This is a genomic window from Tritonibacter sp. SIMBA_163, from assembly GCF_046535935.1.
Lineage (GTDB): Bacteria > Pseudomonadota > Alphaproteobacteria > Rhodobacterales > Rhodobacteraceae > Epibacterium > Epibacterium scottomollicae.
Genome location: NZ_JAWJBP010001557.1, coordinates 1 through 229, shown reverse-complemented (window position 1 = coordinate 229; position 229 = coordinate 1). Strand labels below are relative to the sequence as shown.

1 pseudogene is annotated in these 229 nt (G+C 72.9%); it reads right to left on the bottom strand.

Annotation, left to right across the window (positions count from 1 at the left end):
* Positions 1-9: 9 nt before the first annotated feature.
* Positions 10-229: pseudogene (locus tag R0J92_RS27500) on the bottom strand (pyruvate dehydrogenase); the annotation flags it as partial.

The window sequence follows — 229 nt, the reverse complement described above, 5'->3', positions numbered from 1 at the left end:
CTGGGGGTGTCACCCCTGCACCAAACCCTCCAGATCCAGCCCCTGTTCGCGCGCCACTCTGCGCGCTCTGGGGGCGGCCAGAATGCGCCCGTCGGAACGGGGCGTTCCCGCTGCTCCCGCATTGGTGCGGCGCTCCGGCTCGGGCTCGGGCGCCGGGCTTGGTTTGCTGTCCGCGTCTTCCGCCGCAGGCGGCGTCTTGTTCGCGCCCGTCTGTGTGGCATGGCGCCGG